Source organism: Phaeobacter sp. JH20_26, from assembly GCF_048056275.1.
Taxonomy (GTDB): domain Bacteria; phylum Pseudomonadota; class Alphaproteobacteria; order Rhodobacterales; family Rhodobacteraceae; genus Phaeobacter; species Phaeobacter bryozoorum.
The window spans coordinates 560,185-574,678 of sequence record NZ_JAYMWL010000013.1; the positions used below are offsets into that span (position 1 = coordinate 560,185).

Below are 14,494 nucleotides of genomic sequence, written 5' to 3' on the forward strand. Positions count from 1 at the left end.
CGCAGATTTATCGGAATGGGTGGCTGCCCTGACCCGCTCAGGCGTCTTCCAGCGCGCTCAACTGCGCGGTTGTTTCGGCCTCGTAGGCCGCGATGGCCTGACCGTCCTGCGCGGCGCTGACCCGCTCCACCCAGGCCTTGATCACGGCGCTGTCGGGCATCAGATGCGGCGCCCACTGAAATGGCGACGCCAACAGGATATCGGCGAGGCAGAGCGTATCGCCCAGCAGGAAGTCACCTTCGGCCAGGGCTGTTTCCAGCGCCGTGCAGACTTCAGCCAAACCGCGATATGCCCCGTTGATGGCCGGATGATCCAAGCCTGAGAAGGCCGCCACCAGAACCGGATCCAGCACGCCGCCGGCGTAGGTCATCCAGCTGAGATAGCGGCCACGATCCGGCGTGCCTATCTTGGGGCTGAGCGGCTGACCGTACAGCTCATCCAGATACATCATGATGGCAGCGCTCTCGCGGACACCCTGCCCCTCATCGGTGACCAGATAGGGGACTTTCCCCTCGGGATGAGGATTGCGTGGATCACGGCGACCGGTGCCATCAAAGCGCTCTACGCTGACGGGAACGACCTCGACCGCATCCAGTTTACTGATGAGCATAAGCTGCGCAATGACACGAGAGGAGCGGCTGTTGGGGCAATGATAAAGCGTCGGCATTTCAATGACTTTCCATTTGTTATGTTGCTGATGGTAGTGATATGCGACTACCCTCCTGCCAAATTCTGTCAGGATGCTTGCGGATAGATGGACCCATGCCTAAAACAGATCGCCTTTTTCGTCTGCTGCATCTGATCCGGGGGTTGCGCCCGCCGGTCACGGCGGCCCGGCTTGCCGCCGCGATGGAGGTGTCGGAGCGTACGATCTACCGTGACATCGACAGCCTGCGCGCGGCAGGGGCGCGGATCGAGGGAGAGGCGGGGCTGGGTTATACGATGACCGAAGATCCGGCGCTGCCGCCGCAGACCTTTTCCCAGATCGAGCTGGAAGCGCTGACCCTTGGGCTGTCGGATGTGAATCAGCGCGGCGACCCCGATCTGGCGAAGGCAGCGACAGATGCGCTGGTCAAGATCCTCGCAACATTGCCCGAACGCCAGCAGCGGCAGGCCATGCATGCGGTCAATCTGGTCCATCGCTATTATGCACCGGCCAAACCCACCATTGACATGACCCTCCTGCGCGAAGCGATGTGGGCGGAGGAGGCGCTGGATATAGGTTATCGCGACCTGAAAGACGCCCGGACCACGCGGCGGATCTATCCGCTGGCGCCGTCCTATCACGACCGCAGCGTGATGCTGCTGGCCTGGTGCTGCAAACGCGAGGACTTCCGCAGTTTCCATGTGACCCGGATTGATGGTTACAGCAAGACCGGAGAAAGCTTTCGCCCCCGGCGTGTCACCCTGCTGCGTACGTTCATTGACCACCTTCATTCGCGGGATCGCGGTGGCGAAGGCGCGGCCCGATGACGGGCGATGATCACCCGGGACCGGCCCGCTGGATCAGACGGCCGCCGCTGCCGTTTCGCGAATGCGCTGGACCATGGCAGTCAGCCCGTTTGAACGCTGCGCCGACAGATGATCATTGAGACCCAGCCGCGCCAGTTCGGCCCGCGCGTCGACCGCCAGCACCTCCTCAAGGGAGAGGCCGTTATACAGCGCACGCAACACCGCGATCAGCCCGCGCACGATCATTGCGTCGCTTTCACCGTCGAAGTGGAACACACCGTTTTCGATGGTGGGATGCAGCCAGACCTGACTGGCGCAGCCGTCAACCTTGGTTGCGGGCACCTTCAGCGCGTCTTCCAGCGGATCCATCGCCTTGCCCTGTTCGATGACATGGCGGTAGCGATCTTCCCAATCGTCGAGAAACTCGAAATCTTCGACAATCTCTTCAAAGGCGGCACTGGCCATGGGGGTGTTCCTCGTCTGGTTTTGCGGCCCGGTGCCCTGCGCTGATCGACGCAACCACCGGCACCGCTGGACCTAAGGCGCAAACAATGGCTTTTCAACTGCTTTTCAAGTGGCTTGCAATCGGGTAACCACATGCGAGGACATATCGAACGGGTGAACCATCATGCAACGATCTCTCGCACTCCTCCTGATTGGAGCCGTGGCGCTATCTGGCTGTGGGTTTCGCGATTCGCGGGTGAACCCGTTGAACTGGTTTGGCGGCTCCGATGAGGTCGAGGTGCAGGAGACCAGCGGTGAGCCGGTCAATCCGCTGATCCCGGTGAAGACCCGCGTCAGCGTCTTTGCCCGCCCCGATGCGGTGGACAGCAGCGTGCTGGTGCAAAGCGTCAGCGAGATGCGGGTGGAACGCACGCCAACCGGCGCAATCGTCTATGCTACCGGCATTGCCGCGCGGCAGGGCGCCTATGGGGTCGAGCTGCGCCTGGACGAGGCCGATCGCGACGTGCGCACCCGTGACGACACGCTGGATTTCACATTCCGCGCCACCTACCCCGAGTATCGGACGGCTGTCGGCAGCGACCGCACCCGGACCTTGCGCGCTGCTTTCAGCCTCAGCAAGCAGGAGCTTGCCAGCGTACGCAGCATCCGGGTTGTCGCCGCACAGAACGCACGCGAAAGCCGCCGCTGAGGTTCACGCCCAACATAGGCTGAATATGCAAAAGGCGCCTGCAACAGGCGCCTTTATTGTTTTATGTTCCGGTGCCCCGGCGACGTGATCGGGCAGCGATCAGAGGGTTACAACCTTCACGTATTGCCCCTTTGCAGCCAGCGCGATCTCGCCGTTGCAGAGACGTAGCGCATCGGCGCCAAACACCTCGTGACGCCAGCCATTAAGCGCGGGAACATCGCGCTGACCGGCCGCGATGGCGTCCAGATCGGAGCTGGGGGCAATCAACTTGGCCGCAACACCGGAGGCCTCGGTCTTGGCCTTCAGAAGCACCCGCAGCAGATCGGCGAGCGCCGGATTCACCTGCATTTTCTCACGGCTGCGATCCGGTTGCGGCTGTGATCCCGCCGGGCAGTTCACACCCTTGGCAACCGCCTGAAGGATGCCTTCGGCGATTGCGCCCTTGCGGGCCTCGCGCAGCAGCAACCGCGAATTGCCGAGGTCTGAGCTGTTCTTCGGCTTGGTCGAGGCCAGCTCTACCAAGGCGTCATCCTTGAACACACGGTTGCGCGGGACATTGTTGGTCTTGGCGTAGCTCTCGCGAAAAGCCGCCAGCTCGCGCACGATTGCAAGGAACTTGCCGGAGTTGGTGCGGGTTTTCACGCGCCGCCACGCCTCTTGCGGGTCGACATCATAGGTCGCCGGATCGGTGAGCACCTGCAGCTCTTCAGCCACCCAATGGGCGCGTTCGGTGCGCTGCAGCTCGGCCGCGAGATGTTCGTAGATCTGGCGCAGATGGGTCACATCCGCCAGCGCATAGGTTTTCTGCGCCTCGCTCAGCGGGCGACGCGACCAGTCGGTAAACCGCGAAGTCTTGTCGACCCCCTGTTTGGCGATCTTGCGCACCAGTGTCTCATAGCCCACCTGTTCGCCAAAGCCGCAGACCATCGCCGCGACCTGCGTGTCAAACAGCGGCTTGGGAAAGACCTGCGCGTCAACCCAGAAGATTTCCAGATCCTGCCGCGCGGCATGGAACACCTTGACCACATTCTCGTTGCGAAACAACGCATAGAGCGGTTCCAGAGAAATCCCGTCAGCCAGCGGATCAACCAGAACGGCGTCAGTCTCTCCGTCACCGGAGAAGGCCAGCTGAATCAGGCAGAGCTTGGAATAATATGTCCGTTCACGCAGAAACTCGGTATCCACCGTGACATAGGCGTGCTGCGCTGCAGCTTCGCAGAAGGCCTGCAGTTCTTCGGTAGAGGTCAGAGTTTTCATCAATTACGGCTTTTTCTTTATCTGAATTATTGGGCCGTGATACGCGCTTGTCCCGGTCAATGCAAACATGTGCAGAGGGGGCCAGAGGATTTCAGCCCCGCCGTGATGTAGCAGGCGCACAGTCGCTGAAAGTGTTCAATTTACGTGATGACAGGGCAATCAAACATTCATTTTCGGAATACCTAACGGATGGCTAGGTTGGTCATATAGCCAAAAAGGAGCATGACCGATGACCGCCCTGACCCCCTGTGAAACCAGCCGCCTTGCCCTCGCCTGCCCCGGGTTGTCCGCCGCCAGCCTGGCAGCAGTGGCGCTTGTCCTGGTGCTTGGCCTGCCCGCCCTGATGGCCCCGTCACCACAGGGGGCGACGCCGGACTGGCATGGCAACAGCGCGACACTGCCTATGCCAGAACCGAGCAATTAGACCGGGAAGATAGTCGTCGGGGCAGATCGTCAGGGCAGATAGACTGGCGTGCGATCTCCGGCGGCATAGCGACGCAACACGGCCGGATAGAGCTGATGCTCCTGCACCAGAACTTTTGCGGCCAGGCTCTCCGGCGTGTCGTCAGCAGCGACATCGACCCGCGCCTGCCCCAGGATCGGCCCGTCGTCGAGCACGGCCGTCACCTCATGTACGGTGCAGCCATGCTGGCGGTCGCCCGCCGCGAGTGCCCGTGCATGGGTGTTGAGACCGGTGTATTTCGGCAGCAGCGAGGGGTGAATATTCAGCATCCGCCCCTGAAACTGCGATACAAAACCATCAGTCAGAACGCGCATGAACCCCGCGAGACAGACGATATCCGCGCCGGAGGCAAGGATCGGCTTGACCAGTTCCGCCTCAAATGCGGCGCGATCCTTGCCATAGGGTTTGTGGTCCACCACCGCAGTTGGAATGCCTGCGGCGGCAGCCTTCGTCAGGCCACCGGCACTGGCGATGTTGGACAAGACCAGACAGGGCCGCGCCGGATGATCGCCGGTCATGCTTTCGACCAGCGACACCATGTTGGAGCCGCCGCCCGAAATCAGGATCGCGACCTTCTTGTGGCTCACAGCAGCTTGCCCGAATAGCGCATACCGGCGCCTGCTGTGACGGTGCCCAGACGCGAGACGGTCTCGCCCTCGGTTTCCAGCACCTTCACCAGTTCATCCGCGCGGTCGGCAGAGACAGACAGGATCATGCCAATGCCGCAGTTGAAGGTCTTCAGCATCTCTGCCTCGGCAATACCGCCAGTCTCGGCCATCCATTTGAACACGGGCGGCAAGTCCCAGGCATTCAGGTCGATGTCAGCGCCCAGATCCTCGGGCAGGACACGCGGCAGGTTTTCGGTCAGACCACCGCCGGTGATATGAGCCAGCGCATGAACGCCGCCCGCCCGCACCGCAGCCAGGCATTGTTTTACATAGAGACGGGTCGGCGTCAGCAGCGCCGCACCCAGCGTGCCCTCGCCGAAGGGGCAGTCCGCGTCCCAGCCGAGGCCGGAGACGTCAACCAGCTTGCGCACCAGCGAGTAACCGTTGGAGTGCACGCCGTCAGAGGCCAACCCCAGAAGCACGTCGCCTTCTTGCACGTCGGCAGGCAGCGCGCTGCCGCGTTCCATTGCGCCCACCGCAAAGCCGGCCAGGTCGAAATCCCCTGCGGGGTACATGCCTGGCATTTCGGCCGTCTCACCGCCGATCAGCGCACAGCCAGAGCGCACGCAGCCCTCGGCGATACCTTCGATGATGCGGGCCGCCACGTCGGTTTCCAGCTTGCCGGTTGCGAAATAGTCGAGGAAAAACAGCGGCTCAGCACCCTGGCAGACCAGATCGTTGACGCACATCGCCACCAGGTCGATGCCAACGCCATCCACCACACCGGTGTCGATGGCAATCCGCAGTTTGGTGCCGACACCATCGGTGGCGCCAACCAGAATGGGGTCGCTGTAGCCTGCGTCCTTCAGATCGAACAGCGCGCCAAAGCCGCCAAGGCCGCTCATCACGCCAGAACGGTTGGTCCGTTTCGCGGCGGGCTTGATGCGGTCCACCAAAGCGTTGCCTGCATCAATATCCACCCCCGCGTCCGCGTAGGTCAAACCGTTCTTGCCGCTGGTCATCTCAGTGCTCCTTCAAAGACGTTGGGCAGCCTTTAGCGCAAGGCGCATCAGAAGGGAACTAGGGAATCCGCTGCGCCATCCCGGACGGCGCAGCAGGCTGTTGTTCAAGACGGGACAGCTGTCTCAGATGCCAAACTGCCAAGGCGCTGCCTGATAGGCAAAGGCGTCCCCCTGCCGCAGCACCCGGCCCAGCGCCGGGAAGTCGAGATGCGCGCCAGTGACCAGCAGGTTGTCCGCCGCCGCCCGGTCCATCATCCGCCGCCGTGTCTGAGCGGTCTGGGCCGGATCGGTGTCAAAGGCGATGGTCCACTCCGGCAGCGCGAACTGCAGCGCGGCGCTGTGGATCAGGTCACCCCAGAACAGCAACCCCTCGCCGCCCGCATCCAGCATGAAGCCGGTATGGCCCGGCGTATGGCCCGGCAGTTCCAGCGCGGTGAAGCCAGGCGCGGCCTCGCCCTCGCCCTGTAGGAGGCGCAGGCGGTCCGCATAGGGGGCAACCGTGCGGCGCGCCATTTCAAAGAAACCGCGGTTGCTTTGCGGTACGCCCGCCATGATGGCATCGTCATGCCAGAAATCCCATTCCCGCTGCGCCACGACCAGCTCAGCACTGGCAAAGGCCGCAGCACCGTCGGGCGTGATCAGCCCGCCGGAATGATCCGGGTGGATATGGGTCAAGAGTACAGTATCAATACTCTCCGGCGCGACGCCCGCTGCGGCCAGTCCGGCACCCAGCGCCCCCAGCCCCGGCCCCATCAGCTGCGCGGTGCCGGTGTCGATCAACAGCTTCTTCCCGCCCCGCTCCACCAGGTAGCCGTTGACGGCGATCTGCAACGCATCGTTCTGAAGCCGGTGCAGGCCCTGTGCCAGGACGGTTTCGGCCTTGGCAGCATCGTAGTCGTTGAAGAGCTGCGTCCCCAGCGGCAAGTGGCCATCCAGCAATACCGTGATTCTGGCATCCCCAAGTGTGAATGCGTGGATAACCGGGCTCGCCGTTACAGCCCCTTCTGCCGCCCAAGCCCAGCTGCCGCCCGCGAACCCGGTTGCCACTGCCGCGGGGGCCGCTACCAGCCCGCCCAGAAATGCCCTACGATTGATTGTCATAAGAAACTCCAATATCTGTTTCAGGAAATATTCCCGTGCACCGGACTTAAGGTCGTAATTTCACGGCTTGCAGCCCGGCAGCACCGATAACTGTTATTAGCAACTCTTATAGGCCCCCATGGACAAACTGACCCTGCTGGAAACCTTCACCATCGCCCTGGACGAAGGCAGCCTGAACCGCACTGCCCAGCGCCGCGGCATTACCCAGTCTGCAGTTAGTCAGCAGATCAAGCAACTAGAGGCGCTGATGGGCCAGCAATTGCTGCACCGCACCGCCAAGGGCATTCACGCCACCCGCGCAGGCGATCTGGTGTTCAGCCATGCGCAGGCCCTGCTGTCCGGCTACAACCGCATGACAGCCGAAGTGGACGCCCTGGAAGGCAGCGTCTCCGGCACCTTCCGCATCAGCGTGAACTCCTTTCTGGGGCGCAGTGTGATCGGGCCGATGCTTTTGGATCTGAACCGCGAACACCCGGACCTGAATATCGTGATGCGGCTGGAGGACCGGCTGGTCCATGTGGTGCGCGAAGGCTACGACCTTGCGATCCGCACCGGGAGGCTGGGCGACACAGACGGTTTTGGACGCAAGATCTCCACTCTGGAAACAGTGCTGTTTGCCACCCCGGACTATCTGGACCGCGAAGGTCGCCCGCAAACGCCAGAGGAGCTGAAACGGCTCAAGTTCATTCAGCACCACGAGGATCAGACCCGCGGCTTCTTTCCGCTGCGCCGCGGCGGGCAGGAGTTCCCGGCGCCGGTGCAGGTGGGGTTCACCGCCGATGACCCCGACCTGATCATGCGCGCCGTCAGCGGCGGCTCTGGCTATACCCGCGCGCCCCGTTTCATGGTGGAGGATCAGCTGGCCAGCGGGGAATACGAACAGGTTCTTCCCGGCTTTGAAGCCCCTTTGAAGGACGTGTTTGCCGTCTACCCGTCGCGCCGCACGCCAGACCGCCGCCGGGACCTGACCATCGAACACACCGTGGCACGGCTGGACGCCCTGCTGCGGCCCCAAGCGGCGGAAACACCGGCGCTCTCTGCAATCACCGCTTGACCTTGGCTGCCCCATTTCCTAACCAACCTGTGGCGGGCCTGTAGCTCAACGGTTAGAGCAGAGCGCTCATAACGCTTTGGTTGCAGGTTCGAATCCTGCCGGGCCTACCATTCCTCCGCTACAGACCAGGGTGATACCACTGCCGGAGCACCCGCAAGGAATTTGACGCGCGTCAACTTGCGTGACACAGTCCACATCCTACGCGGCGCACCGCGGCGACGGGCGCTGGCATTCAGACCGCAAGAATGCCCCCGGACGCCCCCTCTCCGTACGCCCAAGGACGACAACAAGGACCGCGACTGATGAGTGATCCCAAGATCAAGAACATGGATGAATTCGCGGCCGTTAGCGGCATCTCCCGCCCGACGCTGTCGAAGTTCTTCAACGATCCGGCCAGCGTTCGCACCTCGACGCGCAAGCGGATTGAAGATGCGCTGGAGAAATTCGACTACCGGCCCAATCTCTATGCGATGAACCAGAACCGGCGGCTGACCAAGACCATCGGCATCGTGGTTCCAAATCTCACCGATCCGTTCTTTGCCAAGATCGCCGGCCATATCGAAGATCATGTCATCGCCGCAGGCTATCGGCCGGTACTGCTGGGATCAAACGGCACGCCGTCACAGGAATTGGAGAACCTGACCAATCTGCGTATGCTCAAACCCGCCGGTGCGCTGCTGGCGCCCCTTGGGCGCGGGTCCGAGGTCCCGCAGATCCGGCAGTTCTGCGAAGAGGTGCCGACCGTCCTGTTTGATGCCAATCTGGAAGAGACCGGTGCCGCCTTCATCGGCTCGAACAATCAACAGAGTATCGGCACGATCGTGGAGTATCTGTGCCGTACTGGTGATGCGCCAGCCTTTTTCGAGATGAAGACGCCGACGAACCCCAATGCGGTGAAACGGCGCAACGCCTATATTTCCGCGATGCAACAGCTGGGTCACGAGCCCGAGCTGATCCAGGTCGAAGGTGACGGCTGGGATTTTGAAGAGATCGGCTTTCGCGAGGGCACCCGGGTGCTGTCTGGTCAGCGACCGCAAACCGATACCATCTTGTGCAGCAATGACCGGCTTGCCATCGGGCTGTTGTCCGCTGCCTATCAGCAGGGGTTGCGCGTCGGCCTTGGGGATGGCTGCGCCCTGCGGATCGCAGGGCATGATGACCACCCGTTTTCCCGCTACACCTGCCCGACGCTGACAACCGTTTCGCAGGATTACACCGCAATCGCCCGCACCAGTGCCGAAACACTGGTGGCCCGAATCGAAGGCAGCGCGGCGGCGGCGCCCCGCCGGGAAATTCTGTTTGACGGACAGCTGGTCATGCGCGGATCCGCATAGGCACTCCCATTCATCCAGCTCTTTCAAAACTTTACGCGCGTTAAATTTAAATTGACGCGCGATGACCTTCTCCGGTATCCTCACGTGGCAACATCCAATCATGGGAGGATAAGGATGTACCTTAAGAGCGCATTGCATGCGGCAACGGCCTTGACCGTTTTTGCCAGCACCGCCGCCTTTTCCGATACGATCACAATCGCCACCGTGAACAATGGCGACATGATCCGAATGCAGGGGCTGACAGAGGATTTTACCGCCAAGACCGGCCATGAGGTGGAATGGGTCACGCTTGAGGAAAACGTGCTGCGGCAGCGTGTCACCACCGACATCTCGGCAAAGGGCGGTCAGTTCGACATCATGACCATCGGCATGTATGAAACCCCGATCTGGGGCAAGAACGGCTGGCTGGTCCCTCTGGATGATCTGCCTGCCGAGTATGACGTGGACGATATCCTGCCCGCCATGCGGGGTGGCCTGTCCCATGACGGCACGCTTTATGCGGCGCCGTTCTACGGCGAAAGCTCCATGATCATGTATCGCACCGACCTGATGGAAAAGGCCGGTCTTGAAATGCCCAGTGCACCGACCTGGGACTTTGTCGCCGATGCGGCACGTCAGATGACCGACAGGGACAATGAAATCTATGGCATCTGTCTGCGCGGCAAAGCCGGCTGGGGGGAGAATGCGGCCTTCCTTACAGCGATGTCCAACTCCTTTGGTGCGCGCTGGTTCGATGAAAACTGGGTGCCTCAGTTCGACAGTGATGCCTGGTCGAACACGCTCAATTTCTACATCGACCTGATGAATGACGCAGGCCCTCCCGGGGCATCGGGCAACGGGTTCAACGAAAACCTTTCGCTGTTCCAGCAGGGCAAATGCGGCATGTGGATCGACGCCACCGTTGCGGCGTCTTTCGTGACCAATCCGAATGACTCCACCGTCGCGGACAAAGTCGGCTTTGCCCTCGCGCCGGATACCGGGCTCGGCAAACGCAGCAACTGGCTCTGGGCCTGGGCGCTGGCCATTCCGGCAGGAACACAGAAGGAGGCCGCCGCAAAGGAATTCATCCAATGGGCCACTTCGAAGGACTATATAGAGCTGGTCGCCGAGAAAGAAGGCTGGGCCAATGTCCCGCCGGGTGCGCGGACCTCGCTCTATGACAACCCGAACTACAAGGATATCCCCTTTGCCAAGATGACACTGGACAGCATCCTGTCGGCGGATCCGAACAATCCGACGGTTGATCCGGTGCCCTATGTTGGGATCCAGTTTGCGGCAATCCCCGAGTTCGCAGGCATTGCGACCGAGGTCGGCCAGGAGTTCTCGGCGGCCCTCGCCGGGCAACAGACCGCTGACGAGGCGCTGGCCAAGGCGCAGGCGCTGGCCGCAGACGAAATGGAAGCGGCAGGGTACTGACGCCTCCTCCCTCCCAGAGGGCGGCGCCACGATCTGGCCGCCCTCTGCCCCCCCGGAACTAACAAGCCAATATTGCTCACGACGGCCTCAGCCCCCGGCGAGAATGGAGATTTGCCATGGCGACCCAGCATTCCCGGTCGGCAGCACGCATCATGATGGCCCCCGCAGTGATCCTGCTTCTGGGCTGGATGCTGGTCCCGCTGACGATGACGCTCTACTTTTCCTTCAAGAAATATCTGCCCCTGCGTGGCGGCGATCTGGGCTGGGTGGGATTTGACAACTACGTCCGGTTCCTGTCCTCCAGCTCGTTCTGGCCAAGCGTTCAGGCGACGCTGATCATCGTTGGTGGAGTGCTCCTCATCACCGTGATCCTCGGCGTGTGCCTCGCGCTGCTGCTCAATCAGCCGATGTGGGGACAGGGCATTGTCCGCATTCTGGTGATCGCGCCGTTTTTCGTGATGCCCACGGTCTCTGCGCTGGTCTGGAAGAACATGTTCATGGATCCTGTGAACGGTCTCTTTGCTCACCTGTGGAAGGCCTTCGGAGCCGAGCCGGTGTCATGGCTGTCCGAGGCCTCGCTGCAATCCATAATCCTGATCGTCAGCTGGCAGTGGCTGCCCTTTGCCACGCTGATCCTGCTGACCGCGATCCAGTCGCTGGACAGCGAACAGCTGGAGGCTGCTGAAATGGATGGCGCCCCGCCGGTTGCACGCTTCGGTTATATCACCCTGCCCCATCTCAGCCGTGCGATTACCGTCGTGGTGCTGATCCAGACCATTTTCCTCCTGTCGATTTTCGCGGAGATCTTCGTCACCACCCAAGGCTCGTTCGGGACCAAGACGCTGACCTATCTGATCTATCAACGCGTGCTGGAAAGCCAGAACGTCGGATTGGGGTCCGCCGGTGGTGTCTACGCCATCATCCTCGCCAATATCGTTGCCATCTTCCTGATGCGCATCGTTGGCAAGAACCTCGACGCATAGGAGGCCACCATGGCACGAGCCGTTACACCTAGACGCAAAGCCATCAATACTGCGCTGGCCTGGGCTGTTGGGTTGCTGATCTTCTTTCCAATCCTCTGGACCATTCTGACCAGCTTCAAGACCGAGGCACAGGCCATCAGCGATCCGCCCGTCTTCCTGTTCTTTGACTGGACGCTTGAGAACTACAGCATCGTCCAGGAGCGCTCCGACTATATGCGCTTTCTGTGGAACTCGGTGATCATTGCCGGCGGCTCCACCATATTGGGGATAGTCATCGCCGTTCCCGCCGCCTGGTCGATGGCCTTCGTACCCTCGAAACGGACCAAGGATATCCTGCTGTGGATGCTCTCGACCAAGATGCTGCCAGCGGTCGGCGTGCTGTACCCGATCTATATCCTGTTCATCAAAATGGGTCTTCTGGACAACCGCTTTGGCCTGGTTGTGGTGCTGATGCTGATCAACCTGCCGATCATCGTCTGGATGCTTTACACCTACTTCAAGGAAATCCCCGGCGAAATCCTTGAGGCGGCGCGCATGGATGGCGCCACCCTGAAGGAGGAGATCCTCTATGTGCTAACGCCCATGGGCATTCCCGGCATCGCGTCCACGCTGCTGCTGAATATTATCCTGGCCTGGAACGAAGCCTTCTGGACGCTGAACCTGACGGCGGCGCAGGCTGCCCCCCTGACCGCCTTTATCGCCAGCTATTCCAGCCCGGAAGGCCTGTTCTACGCGAAACTGTCAGCCGCCTCGACCATGGCCATCGCGCCGATCCTCATCCTTGGCTGGTTCAGCCAGAAACAACTTGTCAGCGGCCTGACCTTCGGCGCCGTGAAATAAGGAAGATACCCCATGGGACAGATCAAACTTGAACGCGTGACCAAGCGCTTTGGCTCCGTTGAGGTTATCCCGCCGCTGGACCTGACCATTGAAGATGGCGAATTCACCGTCTTTGTCGGCCCCTCCGGTTGCGGCAAGTCCACGCTGCTGCGGCTGATTGCTGGGCTTGAGGATATTACCACCGGCACCATCCGCATCGACGGGCAGGATGCCACCGACATTCCACCGGCCAAACGCGGGCTGGCGATGGTATTTCAGTCCTATGCGCTCTACCCGCATATGACAGTGCGCAAGAACATCGCCTTTCCGATGAAGATGGCGGGCATCCCCGCAGATGAGCAGAAGCGACGCATTGAAAATGCCGCGGCGGCGCTGAACCTCACCGATTATCTGGATCGCCGACCGGGGCAGCTGTCCGGCGGTCAGCGCCAGCGGGTCGCCATCGGTCGCGCCATCGTGCGTGAGCCCGCAGCCTTTCTGTTCGACGAACCGCTGTCCAATCTGGATGCCGCCCTGCGCGTCGGGATGCGTCTTGAAATCTCCGAACTGCATAAGCGCCTTGCCACAACCATGGTCTATGTGACCCATGATCAGGTTGAGGCGATGACCATGGCCGACAAGATCGTGGTCCTGAATGCCGGGGTCATCGAACAGGTCGGCAGCCCGCTGGAGCTCTATCGCGCACCGCGCAATGTATTTGTGGCAGGCTTCATCGGCTCGCCCAGAATGAACCTGCTGACCGGACCGGCGGCAGCGGCGCAGGATGCCGCAACGATCGGCATTCGACCCGAGCACATCGCGATTTCCGAGACCGAAGGATCGTGGGAGGGAACCATCGGCGTTTCCGAGCATCTGGGCTCCGATACGTTTTTTCATGTTCAATGTGAGGCCTTTGACGATCCGCTCACTGTTCGTGCCGGGGGCGAACTCGATCTTCGCTATGGAGCGCGCGTTTTTCTGACGCCCGATATGGCGCATCTGCATCGGTTCGGCTCTGACGGGCTGCGGATCGGATGATGCGGCTGCTTGGAAAACGCGCCCTGATCACCGGGGCCGCGCGTGGCATCGGCGCAGCCTTTGCCGAAGCATATCTGCGCGAAGGTGCACGGGTGGTGATCGCCGATATCGATCATGCGCGCGCCGAGGCTACCGCTGCGCGTCTCGGCGACGCCGCCATTGCCATCGACCTTGATGTCACCGATCAGACCAGCATTGACCATGCGCTTGCCCGCACGGTGGAGGCGCTGGGAGGCCTGGATATCCTGATCAACAATGCCGCCGTGTTCACCGCGGCGCCGCTGGTCGAGGTCACGCGGGAGGCCTATCAGCGCACCTTTGATATCAATGTCTCCGGCACGTTGTTCATGATGCAGGCCGCCGCGAGGCAGATGATCGCGCAGGGCAATGGCGGCAAGATCATCAACATGGCCAGCCAGGCCGGCCGCCGGGGAGAACCGCTGGTGTCGGTCTACTGCGCAACCAAGGCCGCGGTGATCAGCCTCACTCAATCTGCCGGACTGAACCTGATTTCGCATGGCATCAATGTGAACGCCATCGCGCCCGGCGTGGTCGAGGGCGAGCATTGGGATGGTGTCGATGCTTTCTTCGCCAGATACGAAGACAAGGCACCCGGCCAGAAAAAGGCCGAAGTGGCACAATCCGTTCCCTATGGCCGCATGGGCACCGCAACGGATTTGACCGGAATGGCAGTCTTTCTTGCAAGCGACGAAGCCAATTATATCGTCGCCCAGACCTACAATGTCGACGGCGGTCAATGGATGAGCTGATGCGGGAACACAAGCGGGAGGCAG

16 protein-coding genes and 1 tRNA gene are annotated in these 14,494 nt (G+C 61.4%); 11 read left to right on the forward strand and 6 right to left on the reverse strand.

Going from position 1 to position 14,494, the window contains the following annotated elements; translation table 11 throughout:
- Window positions 1-37: 37 nt before the first annotated feature.
- Window positions 38-667: a glutathione S-transferase family protein gene (locus tag VWY60_RS08420; protein ID WP_416540272.1), complete on the reverse strand. Its 630-nt coding sequence runs from the start codon at window positions 665-667 to the stop codon at window positions 38-40.
- 95 nt (window positions 668-762) lie between these two features.
- Between VWY60_RS08420 and VWY60_RS08425 the strand changes: the two genes are divergently transcribed.
- Window positions 763-1,473 carry a helix-turn-helix transcriptional regulator gene (locus tag VWY60_RS08425; RefSeq protein ID WP_416540273.1) on the forward strand — a complete coding sequence of 237 codons (711 nt, stop codon included), beginning with the start codon at window positions 763-765 and terminating at the stop codon, window positions 1,471-1,473.
- Between the two features lie 33 nt (window positions 1,474-1,506).
- On the opposite strand, the gene VWY60_RS08430 is transcribed toward VWY60_RS08425, so the two are convergent.
- Complete coding sequence (locus VWY60_RS08430; RefSeq protein WP_340545382.1) at window positions 1,507-1,917, reverse strand: SufE family protein; 411 nt, start codon at window positions 1,915-1,917, stop codon at window positions 1,507-1,509.
- 163 nt (window positions 1,918-2,080) lie between these two features.
- On the opposite strand from VWY60_RS08430, the gene VWY60_RS08435 reads away from it, so the two are divergent.
- Complete coding sequence (locus tag VWY60_RS08435) at window positions 2,081-2,605, forward strand: hypothetical protein (protein ID WP_416540274.1); 525 nt, start codon at window positions 2,081-2,083, stop codon at window positions 2,603-2,605.
- Between the two features lie 99 nt (window positions 2,606-2,704).
- Here the strand turns inward: VWY60_RS08435 and rnd are convergent, their stop codons facing one another.
- A complete protein-coding gene (gene rnd, locus VWY60_RS08440; RefSeq protein WP_416536108.1) occupies window positions 2,705-3,862 on the reverse strand; it encodes a ribonuclease D in 1,158 nt (385 codons plus the stop codon).
- Between the two features lie 229 nt (window positions 3,863-4,091).
- Between rnd and VWY60_RS08445 the strand changes: the two genes are divergently transcribed.
- Window positions 4,092-4,286, forward strand: coding sequence for a hypothetical protein (locus VWY60_RS08445; protein WP_416540275.1), 195 nt, complete (start codon window positions 4,092-4,094; stop codon window positions 4,284-4,286).
- A 29-nt stretch (window positions 4,287-4,315) separates the two neighbouring features.
- Here VWY60_RS08445 and purN read toward each other — a convergent pair whose 3' ends face one another.
- The 3 genes from purN to VWY60_RS08460 all read right to left on the reverse strand — a co-directional run bounded on the left by purN (window position 4,316) and on the right by VWY60_RS08460 (window position 7,056).
- Entirely contained in the window at window positions 4,316-4,912 is a 597-nt protein-coding gene (gene purN, locus VWY60_RS08450) for a phosphoribosylglycinamide formyltransferase (protein ID WP_340545378.1), read from the reverse strand.
- Window positions 4,909-5,955, reverse strand: coding sequence for a phosphoribosylformylglycinamidine cyclo-ligase (gene purM / locus VWY60_RS08455; protein WP_416540276.1), 1,047 nt, complete (start codon window positions 5,953-5,955; stop codon window positions 4,909-4,911). Before purM ends, purN begins: the two co-directional genes overlap by 4 nt.
- Before the next feature lie 123 nt (window positions 5,956-6,078).
- Window positions 6,079-7,056: an MBL fold metallo-hydrolase gene (locus tag VWY60_RS08460; protein WP_416540277.1), complete on the reverse strand. Its 978-nt coding sequence runs from the start codon at window positions 7,054-7,056 to the stop codon at window positions 6,079-6,081.
- A gap of 118 nt (window positions 7,057-7,174) precedes the next feature.
- Here VWY60_RS08460 and VWY60_RS08465 point away from each other — a divergent pair, with 118 nt between their 5' ends.
- From VWY60_RS08465 to VWY60_RS08500, 8 genes are all read left to right on the forward strand, one after another.
- Complete coding sequence (locus VWY60_RS08465; protein ID WP_416540278.1) at window positions 7,175-8,110, forward strand: LysR family transcriptional regulator; 936 nt, start codon at window positions 7,175-7,177, stop codon at window positions 8,108-8,110.
- Between the two features lie 34 nt (window positions 8,111-8,144).
- Window positions 8,145-8,220, forward strand: a tRNA-Ile gene (locus VWY60_RS08470).
- Between the two features lie 192 nt (window positions 8,221-8,412).
- Window positions 8,413-9,444, forward strand: a complete 1,032-nt coding sequence (locus VWY60_RS08475; protein ID WP_340545374.1) for a LacI family DNA-binding transcriptional regulator — start codon at window positions 8,413-8,415, stop codon at window positions 9,442-9,444.
- A gap of 114 nt (window positions 9,445-9,558) precedes the next feature.
- Complete coding sequence (locus VWY60_RS08480; RefSeq protein ID WP_416540279.1) at window positions 9,559-10,860, forward strand: ABC transporter substrate-binding protein; 1,302 nt, start codon at window positions 9,559-9,561, stop codon at window positions 10,858-10,860.
- 116 nt (window positions 10,861-10,976) lie between these two features.
- Window positions 10,977-11,843: a carbohydrate ABC transporter permease gene (locus VWY60_RS08485; protein ID WP_340545372.1), complete on the forward strand. Its 867-nt coding sequence runs from the start codon at window positions 10,977-10,979 to the stop codon at window positions 11,841-11,843.
- 9 nt (window positions 11,844-11,852) lie between these two features.
- Window positions 11,853-12,683 (forward strand): carbohydrate ABC transporter permease, encoded by an 831-nt coding sequence (locus VWY60_RS08490; protein WP_416540280.1) that lies wholly within the window; start codon window positions 11,853-11,855, stop codon window positions 12,681-12,683.
- A 12-nt stretch (window positions 12,684-12,695) separates the two neighbouring features.
- Window positions 12,696-13,700: an ABC transporter ATP-binding protein gene (locus tag VWY60_RS08495; protein ID WP_416536116.1), complete on the forward strand. Its 1,005-nt coding sequence runs from the start codon at window positions 12,696-12,698 to the stop codon at window positions 13,698-13,700.
- Window positions 13,697-14,470, forward strand: coding sequence for an L-iditol 2-dehydrogenase (locus VWY60_RS08500; protein ID WP_416538657.1), 774 nt, complete (start codon window positions 13,697-13,699; stop codon window positions 14,468-14,470). Before VWY60_RS08495 ends, VWY60_RS08500 begins: the two co-directional genes overlap by 4 nt.
- Window positions 14,471-14,494: the final 24 nt, after the last annotated feature.